Origin of the sequence: Luteolibacter sp. LG18 (assembly GCF_036322585.1) — a bacterium.
Taxonomy (GTDB): domain Bacteria; phylum Verrucomicrobiota; class Verrucomicrobiia; order Verrucomicrobiales; family Akkermansiaceae; genus Luteolibacter.
In genome coordinates this window covers 156,632-180,396 of record NZ_AP024600.1, presented here as the reverse complement: position 1 = coordinate 180,396, position 23,765 = coordinate 156,632, and the positions used below count along the sequence as shown (strand labels likewise).

At 65.1% G+C, this 23,765-nt stretch carries 20 protein-coding genes; 1 reads left to right on the top strand and 19 read right to left on the bottom strand.

Annotation, left to right across the window (positions count from 1 at the left end; all coding sequences use genetic code 11):
- From llg_RS00740 to llg_RS00695, 10 genes are all read right to left on the bottom strand, one after another.
- Positions 1 to 1,359, bottom strand: coding sequence for an ATP-binding protein (locus llg_RS00740; protein WP_338287587.1), 1,359 nt, complete (start codon positions 1,357 to 1,359; stop codon positions 1 to 3).
- Complete coding sequence (locus llg_RS00735; RefSeq protein ID WP_338287586.1) at positions 1,356 to 2,021, bottom strand: response regulator transcription factor; 666 nt, start codon at positions 2,019 to 2,021, stop codon at positions 1,356 to 1,358. Before llg_RS00735 ends, llg_RS00740 begins: the two co-directional genes overlap by 4 nt.
- Before the next feature lie 50 nt (positions 2,022 to 2,071).
- Entirely contained in the window at positions 2,072 to 2,590 is a 519-nt protein-coding gene (locus tag llg_RS00730; protein WP_338287585.1) for a hypothetical protein, read from the bottom strand.
- 121 nt (positions 2,591 to 2,711) lie between these two features.
- On the bottom strand, positions 2,712 to 5,660 hold the full coding sequence (gene ligA / locus llg_RS00725; protein WP_338287584.1) for an NAD-dependent DNA ligase LigA: 2,949 nt from the start codon (positions 5,658 to 5,660) through the stop codon (positions 2,712 to 2,714).
- Between the two features lie 61 nt (positions 5,661 to 5,721).
- Entirely contained in the window at positions 5,722 to 6,288 is a 567-nt protein-coding gene (lepB, locus tag llg_RS00720) for a signal peptidase I (RefSeq protein WP_338287583.1), read from the bottom strand.
- 19 nt (positions 6,289 to 6,307) lie between these two features.
- Entirely contained in the window at positions 6,308 to 6,694 is a 387-nt protein-coding gene (locus llg_RS00715) for a VanZ family protein (protein WP_338287582.1), read from the bottom strand.
- 12 nt (positions 6,695 to 6,706) lie between these two features.
- A complete protein-coding gene (locus llg_RS00710) occupies positions 6,707 to 6,979 on the bottom strand; it encodes a CopG family antitoxin (RefSeq protein WP_338287581.1) in 273 nt (90 codons plus the stop codon).
- A 15-nt stretch (positions 6,980 to 6,994) separates the two neighbouring features.
- Positions 6,995 to 7,273 carry a BrnT family toxin gene (locus tag llg_RS00705; RefSeq protein ID WP_338287580.1) on the bottom strand — a complete coding sequence of 93 codons (279 nt, stop codon included), beginning with the start codon at positions 7,271 to 7,273 and terminating at the stop codon, positions 6,995 to 6,997.
- A 98-nt stretch (positions 7,274 to 7,371) separates the two neighbouring features.
- Positions 7,372 to 8,196 (bottom strand): FecR family protein, encoded by an 825-nt coding sequence (locus tag llg_RS00700; protein WP_338287579.1) that lies wholly within the window; start codon positions 8,194 to 8,196, stop codon positions 7,372 to 7,374.
- A gap of 15 nt (positions 8,197 to 8,211) precedes the next feature.
- Complete coding sequence (locus tag llg_RS00695; protein ID WP_338287578.1) at positions 8,212 to 9,192, bottom strand: hypothetical protein; 981 nt, start codon at positions 9,190 to 9,192, stop codon at positions 8,212 to 8,214.
- A gap of 47 nt (positions 9,193 to 9,239) precedes the next feature.
- On the opposite strand from llg_RS00695, the gene llg_RS00690 reads away from it, so the two are divergent.
- The gene (locus llg_RS00690) at positions 9,240 to 11,363 is read left to right on the top strand and encodes a CHASE2 domain-containing protein (protein WP_338287577.1); all 2,124 of its coding nucleotides are present in this window, start codon (positions 9,240 to 9,242) and stop codon (positions 11,361 to 11,363) included.
- Here the strand turns inward: llg_RS00690 and llg_RS00685 are convergent.
- The 9 genes from llg_RS00685 to llg_RS00645 all read right to left on the bottom strand — a co-directional run bounded on the left by llg_RS00685 (position 11,347) and on the right by llg_RS00645 (position 23,753).
- On the bottom strand, positions 11,347 to 11,790 hold the full coding sequence (locus tag llg_RS00685; protein ID WP_338287576.1) for a DUF3307 domain-containing protein: 444 nt from the start codon (positions 11,788 to 11,790) through the stop codon (positions 11,347 to 11,349). The genes llg_RS00690 and llg_RS00685 overlap by 17 nt on opposite strands.
- A gap of 7 nt (positions 11,791 to 11,797) precedes the next feature.
- A complete protein-coding gene (locus tag llg_RS00680) occupies positions 11,798 to 12,280 on the bottom strand; it encodes a cyclic nucleotide-binding domain-containing protein (RefSeq protein WP_338287575.1) in 483 nt (160 codons plus the stop codon).
- 60 nt (positions 12,281 to 12,340) lie between these two features.
- Complete coding sequence (locus tag llg_RS00675; RefSeq protein WP_338287574.1) at positions 12,341 to 14,308, bottom strand: DUF4340 domain-containing protein; 1,968 nt, start codon at positions 14,306 to 14,308, stop codon at positions 12,341 to 12,343.
- Positions 14,309 to 14,312: 4 nt separating this feature from the next.
- Entirely contained in the window at positions 14,313 to 15,929 is a 1,617-nt protein-coding gene (locus llg_RS00670) for a Gldg family protein (protein ID WP_338287573.1), read from the bottom strand.
- Between the two features lie 16 nt (positions 15,930 to 15,945).
- Positions 15,946 to 16,698: an ABC transporter permease gene (locus llg_RS00665; protein WP_338287572.1), complete on the bottom strand. Its 753-nt coding sequence runs from the start codon at positions 16,696 to 16,698 to the stop codon at positions 15,946 to 15,948.
- A gap of 92 nt (positions 16,699 to 16,790) precedes the next feature.
- The gene (gene pdxH, locus llg_RS00660) at positions 16,791 to 17,426 is read right to left on the bottom strand and encodes a pyridoxamine 5'-phosphate oxidase (RefSeq protein WP_338287571.1); all 636 of its coding nucleotides are present in this window, start codon (positions 17,424 to 17,426) and stop codon (positions 16,791 to 16,793) included.
- Positions 17,427 to 17,828: 402 nt separating this feature from the next.
- Complete coding sequence (locus llg_RS00655; protein WP_338287570.1) at positions 17,829 to 19,091, bottom strand: hypothetical protein; 1,263 nt, start codon at positions 19,089 to 19,091, stop codon at positions 17,829 to 17,831.
- Between the two features lie 77 nt (positions 19,092 to 19,168).
- Positions 19,169 to 21,901 (bottom strand): VWA domain-containing protein, encoded by a 2,733-nt coding sequence (locus llg_RS00650; RefSeq protein ID WP_338287569.1) that lies wholly within the window; start codon positions 21,899 to 21,901, stop codon positions 19,169 to 19,171.
- Positions 21,902 to 21,914: 13 nt separating this feature from the next.
- Positions 21,915 to 23,753: a BatA domain-containing protein gene (locus llg_RS00645; protein ID WP_338287568.1), complete on the bottom strand. Its 1,839-nt coding sequence runs from the start codon at positions 23,751 to 23,753 to the stop codon at positions 21,915 to 21,917.
- Positions 23,754 to 23,765 lie beyond the last annotated feature (12 nt).

The window sequence follows — 23,765 nt, the reverse complement described above, 5'->3', positions numbered from 1 at the left end:
TCAGGGGAGATGGATGCTCATTTCCAGCTCACCCTGTCCCGTTAGCCGGGCTTCGAGGCGCCCCCCTAATAGGACTGCGGTTTCCGCGGCTAGAGCCAGGCCGAGCCCGTGGTGGCGGCGGTCGGTGCGGGAGGCATCCTTGCGCCAGAAACGCTCGAAGAGGTGCGGCAGGTCGTTCGGCGAAAGTGCCGGTGCCGGATTGAGGAAGCGGATGGTGTGCTCGTCCGCCGCCACGCGCAGCAGGGAGTGTTCCGGTGCGTGCTGCACCGCGTTGCCACAGAGATTGGAAAGCGCCATTTCCAGCAGCACCGGATCGCTTTCGAGCACCAGGCTTTCCGGAATCCCTTGCTGCAAGGTGATCCCCCGTTCGGCGGCCCGTGCGGCATGGCGCTTCCAGATCTGATCGAGAAGGGCGGCGGGATTCACCTCGCTTCGCTGGATCGCGAGTGCCGGGTTTTCCGCCCGGGCGAGTTCCAACAAGCGGAGCGCGAGAGCTTCCATGTGTCCGGACACGTCCTTCACGTCCCGCCAGCAGGCGGCGCTTTCTTCCGGTGTGTCGGCCGGGGCCATGAGGCTCACCTCGGCGAGCGCGCGCAGTTCCGCCAAGGGCGTGCGGAGTTCATGGGCCACGTTCGCGGTGAAACGTTTCTCGCGGGCGAAGGCCGCTTCCAGTCGGGCCAGGAGTTCATTCAGACGTTCCGCGATGGGGCGCAGCTCGGCGGGCAGGGGAGTGGACGCGAACCGGGTGCCAAGCGACTCGGCCTTGACCGCGTCGATTTCCACCACCAGCCGGTTGAGGGGCCTGAGTCCGCCGCGGACGCTCCACCACACCAGCGCGGCCAGCATCGCCAGACTGGCGCAGGCGGCAGTCATCAGGCTTTCGCCGAGGTTCTCCAAGGTGTGTTCGAGGGGCTTTTGATAGCGCCCCACCACCAGCACCGGACGCTGGCCTTCGACGGTCGGCAAGGCCCGCGCCAGGAAGCGGAACTTGCGCCCGTCCCCCAAGCGCGCATCGAATGACGCGGAGGTTTGGTCGGCTGGCAGGGACACGAATACCCGCGAGTTTCCCAGCGACTTGGACCGCGAGACCTCCACCCCGTCTACCAATAGGAAATGCACGGCGCTGCCCTTGGACTGGTTGAACTCCGGCATCTCCTTCACGTCGGAATCCATCCGCACCTTGCCGTTCTCCTCCTCCACGAAGGGGCGCAGGGTCTCGAGCGTCAGGGAGAGGGAGGAATCGAAATCCCGGGTGAGTGCCACCCGCATGCTCCACTCGAAGACCAGCGCCGCGATCCCCAGCAGCACCATGCCGCCGACGAGAAACCGGAGGGTCAGCTTGAACCGCAGCGAATTCATGACGCGGGAACTTCCAGCACGTATCCAAGGCCGCGGCGCGTGTGGATGCAATCCCGGCCGAGCTTCCGGCGCAGGCCATAAACCGCGGTGTCCACCACGTTGCTCATCGGCTCCACCCGTTCATCGTAGATCCGTTCCTCGATCTCGGTACGGGACACCACCTGCCCGCGGCGGTGGACCAGGCACTCGAACAAGCGCCACTCGCGGGGGGTCAGGTCGATGTCTTTTCCATCCAGGGCGAGCTTTTTTTTGTGGAAATCCACGGTCATGGGCCCGAGTTCCAGCAGGCTCGACTTGTCCCCCCGCAGGCGCCGTCCCAGTGCGTCCACACGGGCAAGCAGTTCCTCCAGGGCGAAGGGTTTCACCAGGTAATCGTCCGCCCCTTCCCGCAGACCGGTCACCCGGTCCTCCACCGTATCACGGGCGGTCAGCAGCAGGACATGGACGTTCTTTCGTGCCGCCCGCAGGTGCTTCAGCAGGGCGAGTCCGTCGAGCTTCGGCATCATCACGTCCAGCACGATCACCTCGTAATCGTTCAGCTCCGCGGCTTCCAGGCCGCTTTCCCCATCCGCAGCCACATCCACCGCGTGGCCGGCATGCACCAGCGCCCTCCTCACCGTGCGGCGGAGGCTTTCGGAATCTTCGACGTAAAGGACGCGCACGCGGAGATGGGGAAGTCGGGCCACCCGGAAGCGGGTGGCCCGGGGAGATCTTACTTGTTATCGTCGTCGTCTTTTTCCCCGTCTTCCTTTTCCTCGTCCTCTTTCTCCTTCTCGGTTTCCCGTTCGATCTCCTTGCCGGTGGCATCGAACTTCACCTCCAGCTTGCCCTCGGCGGTCTTGATTTCCGCTTCGTAGACCGTGCCGGTGTATTTCTTGCCGGTTTCCTGCTCCACCTTCTCGAGCTTGCCGGCGGCGGCCACCTTCTTGATCGCCTCCTGCACCGGGGCCGGGGCGGCTTCCAGCGCGATCACATCCTCACGCAGCAGCACGGTGCCGTCGGCGGTGACGGAGATCTCGTGCTTGGTGCCGCCGGCCGTCCACTTGGCCTCGTAGGATTCGGTGCCGTCTTCCTTCTCGGCTTCGATCTTGACGGCTTCCTTGCCCGCGGCGGCCTGGATCGCGGCGGCGGCCTTGGCGGGGATTTGTTCGAGCGTGAGCCCGCCGTCCTTGGCGCTGGCCGCGAGAGGCAGGGCGAGGACGGTGGCGATGAGCGTGGTGGCGATTTTCATGGATCGATTGGTTTGTGGTTCATGCGGCCGGGTGGCCGGATGAGGCGAACGCTAGCGGGGTCCAGATGATCGCAGGATGACGTGGCGGAAAAACCGCGCGGGTTTGGAATTTTTCCGCCGGTCAGCCTTCCATCATCCCGCGCACGGTTTCCTCGTCGATCACCGCCACGCCGAGCGATTCCGCCTTGGTGCGCTTCGAGCCGCCGCCTTCCCCGGCGACGAGGAAATGGGTCTTCGCCGAGATCGAGCCGGAAACCTTGCCGCCCTTGTCCTCGATCAGGCGCTTCATGTCATCGCGGTCGATGCTGAGCGTGCCGGTGAGAACGAAGGTCTTGCCCGCCAGCGGTAGCGCGGAAAGGTCGGCCTCGGCCGCCTTCGGCAGGTAATTGTCCGATTTCGGATCGATGCCCAGTTCGTGCAGGCGCTCCAACACATGGCGACCCGCCTCGGAGGCGAAATAGTCCACCGTGCTCTGGGCCGCCACGCCGCCCAGCTCCGGGCTGATGCCGTAGGGCGCGAGCAGTTCCGTCAGTTCAGCGATGCGTGGTTTGTATTCCGTGGCGATCTGCTTGCGACGTTCCTTCTCCGAGTCGTCCAGCTTTTCCTTTTTCGGGTTCACCGGATTGGCCTTCAGCCAGGTGTCCTTCAAACCGCGCTCGCCGATCGCGGGCAGCAACTCCGAGGTGGTGAGCTCGCTCAGGCTGGAGAACAAACGGGACAGTTCCTTGGCTGCGGATTCGCCGACCTGGCGGATGCCCATGGCGAAGATCCAGCGGTCGAGCGGTTTCGAGCGCGCGGCAGCCAGCGCCTCGATCACCTTCGCGGCGTTCTTCTCGCCGAAACGGCGCGGCTCGGTGTCGGTGCCGAGGTTCAGGGCGCCCAGCGACTCCTCGGTGAGGGTGAAGAGGTCGAGCGGCGTGCGGCACATTTCCCGGCCAACGAGGGCTTCGGCCACCGTTTCACCGACGCCCTCGATGTCCAGCGCCTTGCGGGAGGCAAACTGCTTGATCTTCGAAACCGCCTGTGCGGGGCACTCGAAGTTCAGGCAGCGCCACGCCACGAATCCTTCCTCCTTGGTGATTGGTCCGCCGCAGGACGGGCACTTGCCGCCGACGTGGTCGAAGAGCGAGAACGGCACCGACGCGGGATCGCGTTTCTCCATCACCACCTTCACCACCGCGGGGATGATCTCGCCGGCTTTCTCAATGACCACCGTGTCGCCGAGGCGGACGTCCTTGCGCTGGATCTCCTCCTCGTTGTGGAGGGTGGCGCGGGAGACGGTGGTGCCGGACACGAACACCGGATCGAGCTCCGCCACGGGGGTGAGCACGCCGGTGCGGCCGACCTGCACGGTGACGGAATGGAGGCGGGTTTCCTTCTGCTCCGGCAGGAACTTGTAAGCGGCGGCCCAGCGCGGCGCGCGCGAAGTGAAGCCAAGTTTTTCCCGCTCGGCGCGGGCCAGCACCTTCACCACCGCGCCATCGGTGCCGTAGTCGAGCTGGTGGCGCAGCGTGTCGATCTCCTTGATGGCGGCGAGCACGGCATCGAGGCCGGCCGCGTGGATCACCGGCTTGTTGCGCGGGAGGCGCAGCGCGTCGAGGAGGTCGTGGAACTGGTCTTCGCTCGCCAGCTCGGGACCGTCATAGGCACCGAGCCCGTGGGCCAGGAACCGCAGCGGGCGCTTCGCCGCGATCTTCGGATCGAGCTGCTTCAAGGTGCCCGCGGTGGCGTTGCGCGGGTTGACGAAGGTCGGCAGCCCGGCCTCGTCGCGCTCCGCGTTCATCGCCGCGAAGCCCTCATTCGGCATGAAGATCTCGCCGCGGACTTCGATGAGAGGGGGGACTTCCTGAGTCAGTTTGACCGCTCCCTCCTTCAGAACCTGGAGATCGATGGGGATAAGCTCCCCGTCTTCGGCCTTGATCAGGTTTCCAACATGGGCATCCGCGATCTCCGTGCCGGTTGCATCGTTGATCCACCTATTGTGGCCGATCGACCGGTAGCCGTCGGCCGTGAACCATTCCTCGACTTCCTGCTGGGACGGTACATCCCCTTTGATGAAAGGCTGGGAAATGACGAATGCGGGTCCCTTGTCGGTGGGTAGGATCCCGTGGAAGCGGATACTATCCCCGAAGAGCCGGTTGCTCGCTCCCAGGTTTCTCAAATACGCCTCTGCGCCTTGGGCTCCGAAGTTCGGGGGGAGGGTGAACTTCACCACCCGGTTCAGGCCGGCCAAATGGAATACCGTGTGCTCGGACTGGCCTCCGAGTTCCTGCCAGTGGCTTACGACTTCGAGGAAGCGCTCCGGGTCGAGGATGCGGCCAGTTTCAGCTCCCCATTCAAGAATGGATTGGGCTTCCTGTCTGAGCCGTTCCGAAAAATCTGCGCCATCGCTTCCGCGGAGGTCATGCGCGAGCCTTGCTCCGAGGCTTTCTGCCGTGCCCGGTGCAAACGTTCCGCCATGGCCTTCGCTTGATTGGTGGCTTCCATCGGCGGGAAGGTAAGGGAGCTGGACCTCCAAGTCAACGTCCTGCCCGGTTCCGGCCTTGATGCTGGCGGTCAGCGAAAGCGGGATGCTGCGGATCGTCCGCACGTTGTGGGTGATGTCGTCGCCGGTCGTGCCGTCGCCGCGGGTGGCGGCGTATTCCAGTTTGCCGTCGCGATAGAGCAGGGACACCGCCACGCCGTCGATTTTCGGCTCGATGGTGACCTCGACGTTTTCACGCCCGAGGCCCTTCTGGAGACGCTTGTAGAAATCGATCAACTCCGCTTCCGGCACCTCCGCGTCCTTCAGCTCGAAGACATCGTCGATGCTCAGCATCGGCACCCGGTGGCGGACCTGTTGGAAGCCCTCGATCGGCTCGCCGCCCACGCGCTTGGTGGGTGAATCCGGATCGTCGAACTCCGGGTGCTTCGCTTCCAACTCCTCCAACTCGCGGTAGAGCTTGTCGTATTCGGCATCGGAAATCTCCGGCGCGGCATCCGTGTAGTAGAGCCGGTTGTGGTGGGCCAGCTCGGCGCGGAGCTGGCGGATGCGGGATTCCGGAGAAGTCTGGCTGAAAAGGTCGTCCATGCGGCTCCCGCGATTAGAGCGCAGGGTTCCCCTCTCTCCAACCGGATTTCCCGCCGGACCCTTATTCGATTTTTCCCGCGTGCCGCATTGGAAACAACCGTGCCCACGCGATTCGCTCGATCGCGATGATTGGAATGAGACCGTAGTAGCGGCTGTCCAGGCTGTTGGAATAGTGATCTCCCAAAACAAAGGCGGTTCCTTCAGGCACCACCAAGGGATAGCGCGGAGTGGACATCGCTGGCGTGTAGGCGTTTCCGGGTGGTTTGGCGTGCTCCCCTCCGCGGGTGGGGAGGGGGATACCATTGACCGTGAGTTCTCCGTTCAAGACCTCGATGCGATCTCCCGGCAAGGCGATCAACCGCTTGATCTGGGAGCCACCGAGCCCCTTGATGCGGGTTTTGGGGCCATCGAAGATCACCACGGAGCCTCGGAAGAGCTTGTCGCCGGATTTCAAAGGGCGACCGGATAGGATGGTGTCCCCTCCCTGGAGCGTGGGCTCCATGGCGCTGGTGGGGATGCGGTAGGCTTTGGGACGGACCCAAACGAGGAGGCCCACGAAAGCCACTATCAGGAGACCCAGAAAAGCCTGCCACCAAGTGAGCTTCTTGATCATTCGAACGGTTGCCATGGGCTCGGCACGTGACAAATCACCCCACCCACCGGTGCAGCCGCCGGAAGACCAACGCGCCGCAGAGGGTGCCGGTCATGTCGGCGAGGAAGTCGTTGATGTCGTTGCCCGAGCGGTTCGGGACGGACATCTGGTGCCACTCGTCGAGGCGGCCCATGGCCATGCCGGCGAGCATGCAGAGGGCGAAGAGGGTGCCCCAGTCCGGCTTGGCCGGGCGGAGGCGGTAGACGAAGGCGGAGAACAGGCCCGCACCGCCGAAGAAGTAGCCGAAGTGGCAGAGCTTGTCGAAATTGACGATGTCCTGCGTCCCCGGGATCTCACGGGACGCGGAGGACAGCCACCACAGGGTCCCGCCCCAGGCGATCCACGCGATCAACCAGAAGACTGGATGGCGGGGCAGGCGCATGCGGGAGGCCGCTTACTGCTTGCGCATCTCGTCCTCGAGGCGCTCGGCGAGCCACTGCTTCATCATCGACTGGTAGTTGAGGAAGCGGGAGCGGGCGATGCGCTTGATGCGGGAGAGCATGCGCGGGTCGAAGCGCAGCGTGATGGTGGTCGATTCCTTCGTGTCGGACTCCTGCACGGAGGTGGCCATGAGGCGGGAATCCAGTTCGTGCTCGCGCCAGAAGATGGCTTCGGCCTCCTCGTCGGCGAACTCCGGGATATCGGACCAGCGGGTGATTGGTTTCATCAGGCGGAAAAGGGGTCAGCGGAGTTCGTTGTACTTGCGGTCGTAGAAGCGCTGCTCGCCATCGCTCATGTTGCGGGCGGCGATGATGCGCGTGGCCTTGCCATCGGTGCGGAAGCACAGGAACAAGTAGCGGTCCGAAACCGTGCGGCCCAGTGCGTAGAAGCGGGCCTCGCCATCGGAACGGTCCACATCCGGCATGAAGCGGACGGAAAACGGATCCTCGAGCGCTTCCTCGATCTCCTTCGGTTTGATGTCCCGGAGGTCGAAATGCACGTCGATGATGTCGAGTTCCATGTGGCTTGATTGAATGGGATGCGGGGAAAGAAAAGCGGATCGGAGGGCGCGGGGGAAGCGGTAAATCCCCCTTTCGGCGGGCATTTCGCCCGGGTGGGTCACGGGCCGGTGGTGAGGCCGCCGGGACCGGTCTGGATGAAGTCCGGATTGTTGAATTCCGGGTGGAAGCTGTCCACCGAGCGGCCGAGGGTCGAGAGATCTCCGACGCGCCCACCCGGGCCGGTGATGATCGAGAAGGTGGGGATCAGGTCGCCGGTGCGCTTCTGCTGCTTCTGTTTCTCGATTTCCGCGGCGATCAGGTTCTCCGCCACCGGGGGCAGGGGGCCGAAGTTGCCGTTTTTGCCGGTCAGGGCGGAGGTGGCCACCATGCGGGCGATGTCGACGGTGAGCGGCATCTGGAGGATCTGGCCGTTCGGGTGCATGATGAGCATTTTCCCGGCGGGCACCTCGATCACGTCCTTGCGGCCGTTGATGCGGAGCTTCTGCTTGCCCTCCAAGGTCACCAGCTTGATCCACTTCGAGGGGCTGTACTCGAACATCACGGTGGTGCCGGTGATGGCGGCGGTCACTGTGGCGGTGCGGATCGTGGCTCCGCCGTTGATTTTCGGCACCTGGAGCAGGATGGTGCCCTGGGAAAGCTCCATGTCCCGCCCGCCGGCGCGGAAGGAGAAGACGGAGTTCTGGCCGAGGCGGGTGATGGTGTTGTCGGTGAACGTCAATTCCGCGCGCGAGCGGCGGCCGGTTTCCACCGAGGTGGAGCCGCTGACCGTGTCCCCGATCTGGGCCGGGCGGGCCGATTGGGCGTCCGGGAGGATCTTCACCTCGTTGACCGCCACGGTGACCTTGGCGGACTTGAGCGGATCCGCCTGGCCGACGGCTAGCGCCAGCAGCGAAACGGTGGTGATGAGGAAGGCCGTTTTCATCGCGGGATCGGAAGGTTAGAATTCAAACACGGCACCCACCCCCAGACCGGCGGTCCAGGATTGGGAGTCGTTCGCGCCGAGCGGGGTGTTGGAGTTGCTGTCGCTGAAGAATACCGAGGTGTAGATCTTCGAACTTTTGCACGGGTGGTAGGCCAGTTCGAGACCCACCAGTTGGTTGAAGTCCTGTCGATCCTCCGTGTAGAAAGGGAGGACGCCGGTGGGGGAGTCGAAGTCCCAGAAAGCTCCGCGGTAGGAAACCGTGGCGCTCAGCTTGTCCACGATGAACCAGGTGTAATGCACATCGAGGGCGTATTCGTTGCGCTGGAGCGTGGAGTCGTCCGCGGCCAAGTCGAAGGCCGCGCTGATTCCCGCCGACAGGTGGTGGTGCGGGGTGTTGAAGAGGACCTTTTGCGCGCCCACCCGGACGCGGGCGGCGCTGTAGTCGTCGCTGCCGCCCAGGCCGAAGACGCCGTTGTCGAAGCTCAGGAACTGGTATTCGAAGCGGCCGAAGAGCAGCAGGTCGTGCAGGTCCGGCAGCAGTTTCACCGCGCCGGCGTAGACGACGTAGTTCTGGAAATCGGTGGCGTTGCCGTCGTCGAACTCGAAGAAACTGGCGTCCAGCCCGAGGTCGGCGAACCAGCCGGGGCCGATCCGCGGCTGCCAGGAGACGGCGGCCCGGCCGGTCCAGAACCACGATTCGTCATCGAGCTGGCGGGTGGCGGCCGGGGCGTTGTCGGTCCAGTAGAGGCCGGTGGAAAGTTCCAGTCGCACCGGCGGCAGGCCCTTGTATTCGCCGAGGATCTCCTGCACGCCGAGGTCCGAGTCGCCCGGCGAGAACGGCGCGAAATCCCGGCCGCTGTCGACTTCCCGGGCTTCGAGCTGGGCCGGATCGTAGTCCGGGCGGGAGTCGCCCAACAGGTGGTCGAACGAGGACAGGACGTCCGCCGTGGCCAGGGATGGCACGAGCGCAAGGGAGAGCAGGGCGGCGGTTCTCATCGGGATTTTCCTGTTAGTCGTGCGTAGATTAGGGAGAATACGTAGCCATGACAAGCCTGCGCGCGATCACCCGGAAACGCTCGGTCCGGAAGGCGCTGGTGGCGTTCCTGGGCAGCGCGCTGGTGGCGCTGGTGCTGGTATTGCCGTTTCCGTTGTTCCGGCCGCTGCAGGATATCGCGAAGAGAGCCGATCGTGGGGTTTGGGACTACTTTCTCCGGATGACAGGTGGCCCCAAGGAGCGGCAGGACATCGTGCTGCTCGGGATTGACGACCCCAGTCTCTCCGGTACGGACGTCGATCCGCAGGTGGTCGCGAGCGATCCGATCCTGGGCATGATGACCACGCGCTTTCCGTGGGACCGGTCGGTGTGGGCGGCGGCCATCGATAAGTTGTCGGATGCGGGGGCCAAGTTGATCGTCGTCGATCTGCTGTTCTCGGAGGAGACGTTCCCCCAATCGGACCTGGATCTCGCCGAGGCCATCGAACGCCACCGTGGCAAGGTGATCTTGGCTTCCGCCTTTTCGGAAAGCGGGGTGAAGGATGGCTCCGAGATGGTTTACAGCCTGACGGAGCCCATTCCGGAGCTTTTCGGGCCAGGGCCGGAGCAGACGCGCTGTGGATACGTGAACTTCAATCCGGATGAGGACGGTGTCGTGCGTTCCGTTTCCTATTACACCACGCTCAGCGCGATGAACGGGAGGCCTCACCAGGACTCGGAGCCCGTCTATTCGCTCGCCGGGGAAATTCTGCGGGCGATGGGGAAACCGGTGCCGGAGGGGCGGATGGAAATGCGGCTGGCTCTTGGCACGGAGGAGGGCGCGAAGAGCATCTATGCCCCGCGCGGCGTCCGCTCAATCTTCATTCCGAACGACTGGAAACAGAACTACGACAACGGTCGTTTCTTCCGGGACAAGATCGTGGTCATCGGGCCGACCGCGCCCCGCTTTCAAGACCGGCATGCCACGATCGGCGGTGTGATCACCGGGCCGCAACTCCACCTTCAGGCGCTGACCTGTGCACTGGAGGGCGCGTATGTCCACCCGGTGGACAAGGAGCATGCCGTTTGGACCTGGCTGCTGTTGCTGCTCTCAGCCGTGGCCGCGGCGGTGGCTTGGTCCGCGTGGGTGAAACGTCCGATTGTTTCCGCGTTCGGGGCGGTGGGGTTGGCGATCACTGTGCTGGTGGCCTCCTATTTCATCGCCGCCAAAGCCCTCGTGTTGCTCGCGGTGGTATTGGTGGTCGGGACGTTCCTCGCCGGTTGGGCGCTGGCGCAATCCTATGACTTGGTGACCGAAAAACTCGAACGCGGCCGCCTCCACCGCGAGTTCCGGCGTTTCGTGTCGCGCGATGTGGCGGACACGCTGGTCCGCGATCCGGATCTCTACCGCGGGGTCGCCACCGGTCGGCGTCGGCGGGTGGTGGTGCTGTTTTCCGACGTCCGGGGTTTCACCAGCCGCTCCGAGGACAGCGATCCGGCGGAGCTGGTGGCGCAGCTCAATGAATACCTGTCCCGGATGGTGGACATCGTGTTCAAGCACGGCGGCACCCTCGACAAGTTCATCGGCGATGCCGTGATGGCGCACTGGGGGGCGCTGGAGGAGGGGGACGAGGCCGATCACGCCCGGCAGGCGGTTGAGGCCGCGCGGGAGATGTTGGAGGCCCTCGACGAGCTGAATGAAAAATGGAGTGGGGAAGGCCGCGAGCCGTTCAAGATCGGCGTCGGCCTGCACCTTGGCGAGGTGCTGGCCGGAGAGATCGGCTCGAAGGAGCGCACCGAGTTCGGCGTGATCGGGGATGCCGTGAACCTCGCCTCCCGCATCGAGGGGATGACGAAATACTTCGCCGTGCCGCTGCTGGTGTCCGGCGCGGTGGTGGATGCCACGGAAGGCAGCGGCAAGCTTCGCTGCGTGGGGCGCATCCGGGTGAAGGGCCGCCACGAACCGGTGGAACTCTACACCTTGTCCCGCGATCGCGATCTGGATGAACGCTTCGCCGCCGCGCTGGCCTTGTTCCAAAAAGGCGAGTTCACTTCCGCGGCCGAGGCCTTCCGGGAACTCCTGCGCGAGGATCCCGACGACGGTGCGGCCAGCCGCCTGGCGAAATGGTCCGCGGATTACGAGGTCGAGCCGCCCCAATCGTGGGACGGCACCGTCATCATGGACAGCAAATGATGCCTTTCGCCGCCACGTAGCCGGTGGCGATCACGGTGGCGTAGCCGATCTTGCACAGCACGTGCAGCAGCTGGTCGGCGGTGAAACCGGTCCAGCCCTCGCACTTCGCGAAATCGATGATCCAGTGCAGCACCAGCTCGACGAGTGCGAGCAGCACCGAGCCGGTCACCAGCCACACCGCGCCCGCGTGCACCAGCGAATGGGCGGTAAGGGCGTGGATCCAGAGGCCCTTCGGTGCCACGCTTTCCGCGAACATCGCGCCGGAATCCGAGTGGCGGTCCTTCGCCTTGGCGAGGAAAGCTCCCTGCAGCGGATAGTCCGCCAGCGCGTGCCCGATCAGCAGCGCGAACAGGATGGCTCCGCCCAGAGCCAGGTCGGTGTGGCCGGGAGACGAAACGAGGGCTCCGATGAACCGATCGGGAGACATGCGGATGTCAGTGCCAGAAATCGTGGAATTCGGACTCCAGCTCCTTGGCCGCCAGGCGTTCGTTCATCCGGCGGATGCGGCGGCTCATCAGGGTCACCAGCGAGGCCAGCAGGCGGGCACCGGCTTCCGGATAGGCGGTTACGAAGGCATCGATGTCCTCGCGGTTCGCGCGCCACACCTGGGTGAAATCCTGAGCGGTCACCGAGGCACTGGCCGTGCCGGGATCGAAGACGTTCACTTCGCCGAGGGTTTCCCCGGCCTCCACCCGCGCGATCAGCGTGCGGCGGGTCTGGGAGTCCGTGTGGACGTGCAGCACGCCGGAGATCACGAAGTACAAGGAATCCTGCGGATGGCCTTCCTCGATGATCGTTTGTCCGGCCTGCACCGGCAGGAACTCGCCGTAGTTGCTGAGCAGGGAGCGGTCCTCGTCGGCGAGATTGGCCACAATGCCCGCGGACGGGAGTTCGGGGCTGGAAAAATCGGTACTCATGTCGGGATGATGACGCGAATGCTGGCGGCTCCCCTGTTGGAGGGGAAGGCAAATCGCAGCTCAACGGTCGCCCGCGAACAAATCGACCGACAGGCGGATATAAGTCTCCTGGTCGATGATGAAGGGGTTCGGGTCGGAGTTGACCCGGGCGTAATAGAAACGGTTGGCCGTGCCACTGCTGGCCGGGGCGATCTGCAGCACGCGTTTTTGCTCGCCGGTTTCCTCGCCGCTGTCGTTCACCTGACGACTGTTGATGGCGAAGGTTAGGGTGGGCGTTGCGAGCGCATTGAGGGCGGCTTCGTCATCTTCGGCCAGCCAACGGTTCGCTTCCAGCGCTCCCAGCGCTTCGATGAGGATGCCCGCGCGGGCCGGTTCGAAATGGGATTCAGCCTTCAGTCCGCCGCGGAACGGCTCGAACTTCTCGTTGATATCGTCGTAATTGAGGTGGATCAGCGGCTGGCCCTTCGGCTGGATTTCCAGCCACTTTATATCGACCTTCGGGAGCGACCACACGAGTCCGCCGCGCCATTCGAAGGGGCGGGTGGCGATCTTGCTGAGGATGTCGCCGCCGACCTTCATCACCGAGGTGGTGCCGCGGCGGTTGACGAAATAGTTCCCGGCCTTGTCCCGCCCGAAGGCGAGTTCAAGCGATTGGTTGTTGGCCGCCAGGAAGCGGATGCTGATGAGCGGATTGTCCAGCCCCCATTGGCTGAAATCGGTGGCGGCGTCGGTGACGAAGCCGATGGTTTTCGCGTCCTTCACGGCCACCAGCAGGTCATAGAGGCGGCGTTCGTTGGCCGGAATGGCATCCGGGCCGTCGCCCAGCATCCACTGGCGTGGCTGGCGGATGAGGGAGATCGCGGGCCGGTTCGCCGGCTGGATCAGGATCCCGGCGATCGACGCCACATCGAGATTGGTCAACGTCGAGTCCCGGAGCTGGTTCACTTGGAGCGGCAGCGAGGAGAGCGTCACGAAATCGGTCTCCGCCTTGGCCGGGAGTTCGAACACGGTGCCCGGGCGGTCGCTGACCGTCGCCAGGCGGGTGGTGGCCTCGGGCGTTTGTTGGGGGAGGATGTCCAGGATCGTTTCGGCCGGGGCACCGAACATCTGGATGGCGATCTGATCGGAACCGGTGGCCGCTCCGTTGGTGGGCACCGTCACGGCGGAACGGTCGCTGACCTTCACGGCGCGGAGCCGCTCCAGACCGAGGAGCAGGGCGTGCATTCTCTCCGGATCGGTCGGCAGATCCAGAGGCTTGATGATGCGCCAGGGGTGGTTCGGGGTTTCGCGGGCCAGCGTGAGTTCGCCGGTGGAGGTGCGGATGCGGACGTGCTGGAGGAACTGGGGGGCGAACAGGAACGGATGGTGGTCCCGCAGGTAGCGGAAGCCGTCGTTGAACAGCGGGTGGATGTCCCCGGTGCAGGCGTAGACGTAGTTCTTGCGGCTTTTGTCCCAGGTGCGGACGAAGACCGTGGGCACCTCGCGCGCGGGCTCCGGCATCTGGCCCGGTTGCTGTTCCACCTCCTCGGTGCCGATCCACGCGGTTTTACGGCCGAGCAGGTACTTGCACATCGGCTGGCCGGAGGCGTCCTCCATGCGGACGACAATCACTCCGCCTTTGAAACCGGCCTGGGCGGGGTCGATCTTGTCCTTCGGGATCACATCGGCCACGCGCGTGCCGCGGGTGAACTCGATCAAGGCCTGGGCGGCGCGGGGATCCATCCGGTCCTTCCACGGCTCCTCCATCATCCAGCCCTTCTTGGGATCCCACAGGAACACGGCGCGGGTGCCCTTGTCGGAGGTGTTGTCGTTCACATTGCCATCCTCGCTGATCGAGGACGCCTTCGTGAACAGGGCGATCTTGCGGACCTCGGTCGCCTTGAAACCCGGATAGAGCAGGTCGCCGGTCCGGGTCGGAGGTGCCCCGAACAGCACGTCCAGATTGCCTTGGGACAAACGCCAACCCACCAGCCCGCAAACGAGCAGCGACAGGAGGGCCAGCAGGAACGTGAGGACGATGGAGCGCATGGGATCAGGCGCGGCGGGAAGACCAGACGAAACCGGCGATCACCAGCGCGAAGGCTGGCAGGAAGAACAGGTTGATCCGGTTGATGAACGCCGCCTGGGCGTCCAGCAGCGGGATCTTGTAGCGGCCCAGCGAATGGGGACCGATACCGGCGAGTTCCTCGCGGCCCACCATCCAGTTCACGGACGAGGCGAGGAAATCGAGGTTCGACTCCATCAGCCGGTCCGGGTCGAGGAAGTCGGTGTTCGACATCACCAGCATGCGCGAGCTCTGGTTGGCGAAGCGGTCGTCGCTCTCCGCGCCGCGGGTCACCCCGGCGGCCAGATAGATCGGCGCGCCCTTGTCCTCGAGCGGGTCGAAGGTCTCCTTGCCCTGGCCGAACTTGGTTTCCCCCCAGAACTCGGGAGCGGCCTGGATCAGCGGCACGGGGCGGATTTGGCGGTTGGCCAGCGCGTCCTCGTTCGAGTTCTCACGCACCTCCAGGGAGGAACTGGTGCCTTCGAAAATGGTGGCCTGCCCGGCGAGGTCCTGCAGGAACGGCACGCCGAGGGTGAAGGACGCGTGCACGGTGGAGACCGTCTGCTTGCTGCGCACGGTCACGACCGTGTCCCGGCGCGGGGTGACTCCATTGGCGCGCAGGAAGGTGCGCAGGCGCGCGGGCACCTCGTCCGGCTTCAAAAGCACCAGGAGGGAGGACTTCGGACGGTCCCAGTAGGTTTCCAGCAGATTGATCTCCTCCGGGGAGAAGTCGTATTTCGGCGAGACGATGGCCACCGCCGCGGCGTCGTCCGGAATCGCGGTCATGCCGGAGAGGCTGATCGGCTCGAGGATCAGGTTTTGCAGCGCCAGCGTCTTTTCAAACGTCTTCCACGGCGACTTCGCGCTTTCGAGGTCCATCCGGCTCTTGTCGGCCAGGAAGTAAACTTTCCGCGGCGTGCCTTCGAGAGCGGCCACCAGGCCCGCGGTCAGCATGTCCTCGGCCTGGAAGCCCACCGGCTTGCGTTCGCCGGAGGTCTGGAGCTCGGCATTGCCCTCGCCCTGTTTGCGCCGGGCGGTCTTGTCCCGCTCCACCTGGTAGGTGATCATCAGGTCGGCGCTGACGATCCGCACGTTGGCGGAGGTCGGCTGCTTCTCCTTGGCGGCGGCATCGATCTGCTCCTGGGTGCGGGCGTCGATGATGACGAGGTCCTTCCGGGAAAGCTGCTGGTTCGCCGGATCATACATACCGTAGGTGGCCGCCAGCTTCTGGGCCTCGTCGAGGTTCCGGACCGGATCGACCAGCTTGACGGTGATCTTGCCGTCGGACTGGCGGGAATACTCCTCAGCCAGGGCGCGCACGCGGTCGGAGAAGTCGGCGCTCGCCCGCATCGCCACGATCCAGCGGATCGGGTCCTTGCGCTTCCGCACCGCGTCGCTATGGAGGTAGCGCACCGTGGCCGGAGAGAGGGTGAAATTGCTGCCCCGGCTGACGTCCTTTACCTGGTAGTATTGGGACGAGAGGTAGTTGAGCGCGATCAGCAGCAGCGCGATCAGCGTGATCTGGACGAGCGAAAGCGAGCCGACCCGCCACCGGCTGACCGGCTTGGCGGAGGGGATCGTCGCGTCGGAAGTGGGCTCGGACATGGGCGGAGAGATCGGATCAGTGCTTCCAGCGGCGGTAGTCCACCACCTGGTAGGTCAGGAACAGGATGAACGCGGTGAGCGTGAGGTAGAGGGCCACCGGACGGGTATCGAGCAGGCCGCTGCAGAAGTAATGGAGGTGCTGCTGGATGGAGATGTATTGGAACAATTCCGCGCCGGGGAAGGAGGCCCCCCAGATCACCGTCACGAAGCCGACGAAATAGACGATCAGCAGCGCGCAGATGGTGGTGATGCCGGAAATGATCTGGCTGGAGGTCAGCGACGAGGCCAGGCAGCCGATCGCGGTGAAGGCCGCGCCCATCAGCAGGACGATCGAGTAGGTGCCGACCAAGCCCCCCTGCGTCCAGGCCGAGGGCAGCCCGGTGACCCAGCCGAAGAGCCGCAACTGGAGGTAGCTGGGGATCCAGAGGACGATGTAGAACAGGTAGGCGGCTGAGAACTTGGAGAGCACCACCTGCCAGGTCCGCACCGGGGCGGTCAGCAGGGTTTCCAGCGTCCCGGTTTTCTCCTCATCGGAGAACAGCCGCATCGTGATCAGCGGGAAGATGAACAGGAAATAAAACCAGAACAGCGGCGTGTGGCACATCATGTACACCAGGCTGTCCTTCGACGGGGAAACCCGGAACCCCTTCATCACCATCGAGAGCGAGATGCCCTGCATGATGACGACGAAGGCGATGACGATCCAGCCGAACGGATTCTGGAAGAACCCCTTCAGCTCCTTTCGCAATAGAATCCGGAATGCTCGCATCGGGTGACAGCGCGTGAATGCCCCGGAGCGCCCGGGTGGACGCCTTTCCTAGGGAAATGACGGCGGCTGGCAAACGGAAAAGCTCGCCCGGGTCAGGGCGAGAGCCGCTCGATCCGCCAGCCCGCGGTGCCGCGGGTGTAGAGGAAGCGGTCGTGGAGCCGGGCCGGGCCGCCCTGCCAGAACTCGATCGTCTGTGGCACCACCCGGTAGCCGCCCCAGGTCGGAGGCAGCGGGATTTCGCCATCACCGAAGCGGGAGCGGATTTCCGCGAGCTTGTTTTCCAAAAATGCCCGGTCCGGAATCACGGCGCTCTGGTCGGACACCCAAGCCCCGATCTGGGACTCCCGCGGCCGGGAGTGGAAATACGCCAGCGATTCCTCCGTGGAGGTCTTGATCGCCCGGCCTTGGACAATGATCTGCCGCTCCAGGATCACCCACGGGAACAGCAGGCTGACCTGCGGGTTCCCGGCGATGTCCATGGCCTTCCGGCTCTGGTAGTTGGAGAAGAATACGAAGCCCTTCTCATCGAACGACTTGAGGAGAACGGTGCGCTGCAGCGGCATCCCGCGCTGGTCCACCGTCGCCAGCGTCATCGCGTTCGGCTCATGCAGGCCGAGATCGGTGGCCTGTTTGAACCACGCCGTGAACTGGGCGATCGGGTCGGCGTCGAGGTCCTCCCGATGCATCCCGCGGTCCGAGTATTCCTTCCGGAAGTCCGACAAATCCATGCCGGATGGAAGAGCGGACCTCCCTCCCGCGCAAGCCACGAAACGATGGCGTTTGTCCTGTTTGTTCGTGAGCCTAGGTGAATGGACAAACAGGACAAAGGTGGACGAAGGCGGGGAGAGCGCTTCAGAAGGGATTGAGATTCCTAGCCGAGGAGGGGGCGTGGGGGACGGAAGCCGAAGCGCGCAACTCCGGTCCGGGCACGGCGGAATGAGCGTCGTGGTGAGCGAAAAGGGAGAGAGAAAGAGAGAGAACGCTATCTCCCTATCCATCCGCTCCCTGCTGCTTCACGTCCCCTCGTTGCGTTGTCTTGTTTGTCCATTCACCTAGGCTCACGAACAAACAGGACAACTCTCCCGGTTCCCTCCGACCCTCTTCTCTTGCGTCTTCCGGTCTTCTTGCCCTCACCGCGCCGCGCGCTGTTGGAGCATTTCCACGCGTTTCTGGATCGGCTTCCCGAAACGGTGGCTCCCGACCAGCGAATTCCAGCGGTAATCCTTCTCGGATTGGGCGGCGGCCATGGCCAGCCAGGCCTGCTCGTCGCGTGGGCGGAAGATTTCCGAGCGCCCCACCAGCACCCGCACCGTGGCGGCCGGGGCAGGGGACACTTCCAGGGGCAGGATGCGGTCGGTGGTGGCCCGGGGCAGCACCCAGAACACCCGCAGGCCGGGGGCCTCGAAGTAGCTGTTCCACCAGGTCTGCACCATCGCGTGGGCCTCGGCGTCCGTGAGTCCGCACCCGGCGAGCCCGGATTGCACCGCGCGGTAGAGGTCCTCGCTGAAACCCTCGGCTCCCGGCTTGAAGGCATCGGGTGCGAGATCGAGCGTCCCGCCCACCTCCAGCCCGTCGCGGCGCTCCGTCCATTTCACGCCGCCTTCCGCGATCCGTTCGAAGGCCACCAGATACGGGATCTTGCCGCCGGTCCGGTTTTCCATATGAAGCGTCTCGCCGCTGTCGACGGTGGTTTTGAGGCCGGGATCGAAATGACCGACGCCCCGGTAGAACAGATACCCTTCAGTCTCGCCGCCGGAGGTGCGGACCAGATTGGTGTCCGGCACCCGCGCCCGCACCCAGCCGAGGGTGTCGCCGGGTTTGAACAGGAGCTGCTTTGCCGAATCGGAGGGGGACAGGACGTCCACGTCCCATTCGATCGAGCCGTGGTAGGGTTTGTTGAAATCGAGCAACCAGGCCTTGAGCGGGGTCGGGTTTTTCACCGGGTCCGCGGGGGGAGTGGGTTCGGGTGGAGTATCGCCGCTGGAGCGTGCCGGATACCACTGGCTGATGGTGCCGCCTTCGAAACCGACCTTCACCTGCGCGTGGAACGCCTCGGGAGAGTGGAAATAGATCACCGGGGTTTCCATCTTCACCGTCACCCCTGCCAGCGGGCGGTTTGCCAGGCCCTTCTGGCCCGGGTCTGCGAAGCCCGCCGTGCCGTGGAGCCGCATCATGCGTTCGAAGCGCTTCATGTCCGGCTGGGAGCTGTTCTCGAAGCCGTAATGGGAGGCGACGAAGGCGGGCAACCGCTCCTCCTCGCGTTCGAGGCCCTCCAGCAGCACGCCGTCCGAGCCGGACACGGTGGTGAAGGTGCCCCATTCGTGGAGCTGGTAGTTGGGACCGGCGGCGGAAAGCGAGGCCGAGGCCAGCAGGATCAAGGTGGTCGTTTTCATGGGTTCCCGAAAATCGGGCACCCCGCCGGTGGGATCAAGATCGTCGCAACCGGTTTACGCTGAATTTACGGAGCGAATCACTTGCGGTCCTTGGCCCGCTGGAACCGCGAGCGCCGGTCGCTCTCATCGGGGGCTTCCAGTGGCGGCGGCTTCGGGCCTTGCTCGGGCTCGCGATCCGGCATTTCGATCACCGGTTCGACCGCCGCGGCGGGGGCTTTCTTCGGCTTCGGCGCGCGGGCTGGTTTGGCGGCTTTCACACGGCCACCCGCCGGGAGCGTCAGTAGCGGCAGCTTCCAGCCGGTGCGGGTCAGCAGGGCCTCTGCCAGCACCAGAACCACCAATGAAATCGCCAGCGGCAGTTTCAGGGACGCCTCGTGGACGAAGGGCGGCCGCAGCCATGCCTTCGAAAGATCCACCAGTTCCCGTCCGCCGGTCTGGTTGGAAACGGCGCGCAGCTCCGCGATCCGTTCCGGCTCGAAAGCCCACTCGATGGACGAGCCCACGCTGATCGGCCCGAAGGGCATCGCCACGTTGCCGACCTGGATGGCTCCGCGCACAACCGATCCCTCCTGGAGGTCCCGCGTCACACTGAAATGGCCCGGCGAAATCCGCTTCCAGGCGACATCGTAGGGCGCGCCGCCTTCCTCGATGAGCTTCATCTTCGGCGGTTGGATCGAGAGTTTGTCCGTCCACAGCGCGGTGTCGTAGAGCAGGTCCACGGTCAACCGGGTGCCGTCGAGTCGGTGGCGGATGCCGATGCCCGGAGGCGTTTCCATGCCCATCAGCCAGCGGGCCGTGGTCTGGAGGAAGTCGCCGTAGCCCGGCCACGCGCGCGCTTTTTCGGAATACTCGCCGCCGAGCGGGAAGGAGATCGCCGCGGTGCGGCCGAGGCCGCGCCGGGCCTGGGCCACCAGCGGGGCGAGGTATTCATCGGTGGTCGCCAGCGAGACGGTTGCGTCCTCGCGGGCGTAGGAAAGGTTGTAACCGTCGGCCTCGGTCAGCCAGTCGAGCGGCTTCGGCGAGACCTCCGCCCAGCGGCCGGTCGGCTTCGCGCCCACCGGGTCCTTCACGAAGGCGGAGCGGGCGATGGTCACGGTTTCCTGCGCGAACACCTGCGGGATGTCCATCGGCTGCTCCGCGAAATAGATGCGGCCGTTGCCGAGCTTGGCGATGTCCTCCAGCAGCTTCGCATCGGAGTCCCTTTTGGTGCCCATCCCGATCACGGTGATGGTGCAGCCGTCCGCGGTCATTTCTCCCAGCAGCTTCTTGTAGTCGCCGGGCTCCTCGGAGTCGCTGGCGTCGGCGAATAGGATCATGTGGCGGGTCCCCACCTTCGCCTTTTTCAGTTCCTCCCAGCCCGCTTTGAGGGCCTCGTAGATGAAGATGCCGCCGCCGGAGGACTTGATCTTGCGGGCGCGGGCCTGGAACTCCGCCTTGCGGTTCTCGATGCGGGTCAGCGGCACGAACACCTCCGGCGCGCTGTCCACCGCGATCACCGAGACCTGGTCCATCGGACCCAGCAGGTCGATCGCGTTGGCCGCGCCATTGTCGGCCAGGTCGATCTTGGTCAGCGATTTTCCGGCGCCCGCGGGCACGCTCACCGACATCGAACCGGAGCGGTCCATCACGATCGCCAGCGCCACCGAGAGCTTGCGGTGTTCGGTTTTCAGTTCCATCGACACCGGCAGCAACGGGTCGATCGCGGACTGGAAATAGCCGCCCGCGCCGAACGAGCGGTCGCCGCCGATCATGAGGAAGCCGCCGCCCTGCTCGCGGACGTAGAAGTCGAGCGCCTTGAGGAAATCCGTCGGGATCTCGTGCGCCGGGAGGTTGTTGAACACCACCGCCCGCGCGCCCGCCAGCATGCCGGGCTTCAGCGCGCCGGGGTCGGACACCACCTGCACGGTGAAGTCCTGCGATTGTAGTACTTTCGCCACCGGGTCGTCGTTGTAGCGGGTGGCCAGCACGATCCGCGGGCCCCCGGCGATCTCGATCCAGCGGTTGAAGCGGTTGTTGCCCGGATGCGCGTCCTTCTCCGGCAGGATCTCCGCCTCGTATTCGAAGCCTCCGGTGCGCGGCAGGCGGTCGGTGAACTCCACCTTGCCTGCGCCATTGACCAGCGTCACGGTCGTCTCGGTGAGCTTCTGGCCATTGCGGCGCAGCACCAGTGGCACCGTCTGGTCCTTCGAGCCGCGCACCACCACCGTGATCAGGAAGGGCTCGCCGATCTGGACCCGCTCGGGGAAATCCAGCCGCGCCACGCGGAAGTCATCCTCCGTTTCCTCCCGCACCAGACGGAAGTCCAGCGGGATGCCGCGCTTCTCGAGTTGCTCCGCCGCCTCGCTCAGCGGCTCGGTGGAGAAGCCGTCGGTGAACACCAGCACCCGCGACGGGCGTTTCTCATCGGCCATTGCCGCGATATGTTCGAGGCCCAGGTTCGTGCGCGTCAGCTTGCGGGAGCCGGTGAAGGAATCGCCGTCCGCGCCCATCTCCGCGACTTCCGCCGCGTAGTTCACGAAATGCAGTTCATCGTGCCGGGATGGCTTGGCCTTCTCCAGCAGCCGCCGCCATTCCGGCAGCCCTTGGTCGACGAGCGCTTCGGTGGAGTCCGAGCGGTCCAGCAGCACCCACAGGTCGAGTGCGTCCTGCTGGCGGCGCAGCCGCGGGTCCGCCAGAATCACGGTTACGATCAGCAGGATGATCGCCCGCAGCGGCGAGTGAAGTTTCAGCGATCGCCAGAACCACCCGAGCAGCGCCAGGGCGGGGATCAGCAGGAACCATTCGGGGGCTTGGAAAATGGGCAGGGGCACGGGAAAGGAGAGGTCAGGAGCCCGGTTGCGGGTTCGGGGTGGCCGGGGTGAGGTCCGCGGTCCGGACCCGTCCCACCGTGTAGTGCCAGGACACCAGCAGCGCCAGGACCAGCGCCAGCAGGCCGATCCGCCACAGCGGGTCTTCCATGGTGTGGCGCTCGATGGCGGTGCCGGAATTCTTGTCGAGCGTGTCCGCGCTGCCGCAGCCATTGAAGTCCGCCTCGCGGGTGTCCCCGTAGTGGACGGAGGCCGTCAGCAGCGTTTCCTCGCCCTGTTTCACCGTGAGGAAGCCCGGGTCGAGCGGGGCTTGCAGTGGATCGCCGGGACGAACCTCGCTGGTGGCGATCGCCTTGCCATCGAGATCGAGCGAGCGGACCTCCACCGGCACCGGCGGTTTGCCGGTCTTGGCCGGGTGCGACGCGAGGCGGAACGTTTGGGTGGTCTCCAGGTTGTCAGCGGCCGCCGCCACCTTGGTTTCGCGGATCGACTCGGCGAACCGGTGGAGCATGACGATGAAGGCCGGTTGGGTGGCGGCATTGGAGAGCCGCAGGTCGAAGTTGAAGCAGAGCTGGCGGACCGGTGGGGCGTCGGGCGTCGGCACGGTTTCGCGGAGGAAAATCAGCGGCCGGTCGCCCTGCCACAGCAGCACGCGGTCGGCGGTCGTGCGCTCCAGGGTGATCGTTTCGCGGACCAGCAGCGCCTGCCAGTTGAGCCCGTCCATCAGCGGATGGGGTTCGGGAACGATGCCGCCCTTGAGATACGAGCCGCCCTTGGTCGCGTCGTGGACGAACACCACGGCATTGCCCGGCGGCAGCACGGGGTCGAGCGGATCGTAGCTGACCAGCGCGAGATCAGCGGTGGAGGCGTCGTTGCCCGGGTCCATCGCCTCGATCGCGCGCAGAAGCTTGTCCGTGAGATCGCGGAAGAGCTCGCTGGTGCCTGCGAAGAGGGTCAGTGGCTTCGGTTGCGGACGCACCAGCGGCAGCACGTCATCGGCCGTGAACTGGTCGCTCGAAAGCACCACCCGCGCCTTGTCCGTGCCCGCCGGGAAGGCGGCCTGGAGTTCGGTGAGTCCGTTCGGGGCGAGATGGATTGCTTTCGGTTCGCTGCGTCCGGCCGGGGTTTCCAAGGTCCAGGTGCGGTCGGCGCTTTCGCTGCCGTAGTTCCGCACCAGCGCCCGCCACACCACCGTGCCTTCCTCGCGGCTGAAGCCCAGGCCGGTGAAACCGACGTTCTGGATCGGCTCGCCCACCGCCAGCAGCCGCGCGTCGAACGGCAGCTTCTCGGCGGGCGTGTCGGTGACGTACACCACGATGCCTTCCCGCGACACCAGCGAGCGCGCCAGGCGCAGCGCCTGCGAGGGATCGGTGAGGCCTTCCCGCGGATGCCAGTCCTTGAGCGCCTCCACCAGTTTCTCGGGCGAATCCCCGGCATACAACCGCGGGCGTCCCGGGGTGCTCTCGAACACGATCAGGTCCAGCGCCGCGGCCGGGCCCTGCAACTGCGGCAGGCGCGCCTTCAGTTGCTCGACCGCCTTGTCCTTGAACACGTTCATCGAGGCGGAGGCATCCAGCACCACCGCCACCCGCTGCGTGCTACGGGGTTTCTGGTAGCGAGGCTCCGCCAGGAACCAGGCCAGCAGCAGGATCGCCAGCAACTGCATCCACAGCGGTACCGAGTTCATCAGTCGGTCGAACCGCCGCCCGCTGGCGGACTCCCGCTGGGTCTTCTCCAGCAGGAACAGGGTGGACACCGGCAGCACCACCGACTTCCGCTGGAGGAAATGGATGGCGATCACCACCGGGATGCCGGCCAGTGCCCAGAGGCCATAGGGATTGGAAAGGGTCAGCACGGGTGAATCAAT